Here is a 251-nt window from a genome sequence, read left to right as displayed (position 1 = left end):
GGGCCGGCCAGGACGAGCCGGCGGTCCGCCGCGAGCGGGTCGAGCGGTTCCGGGCCGACCTCGACAGGCTGCTCGAGGGCCGGGGCGTCCCCGACGGGCCGATGTGGCCCGCCTTCGCCCACGTGGTCGAGACCTATCCGGTCAAGGCCGAGCACCTCCACGCGATGCTCGACGGGCAGCTCGCCGACCTCGAGCCCACGCGGTATCGCGCGTTCGATGACCTCTACGACTATTGCTACAAGGTCGCGTCG

Annotated in this window: 1 protein-coding gene; it reads left to right on the top strand. The window is 72.1% G+C overall.

Translation table 11 applies throughout. The features are described 5' to 3' along the window. A partial coding sequence (locus tag R0J87_RS22890; protein WP_498889230.1) for a squalene/phytoene synthase family protein occupies positions 1 to 251 on the top strand: 251 nt, incomplete at both ends.

The organism is Halomonas sp. SIMBA_159 (assembly GCF_046536035.1).
GTDB classification, from domain to species: Bacteria; Pseudomonadota; Gammaproteobacteria; order Pseudomonadales; family Halomonadaceae; genus Vreelandella; species Vreelandella venusta_A.
This window is presented reverse-complemented; position numbering and strand designations above follow the sequence as displayed.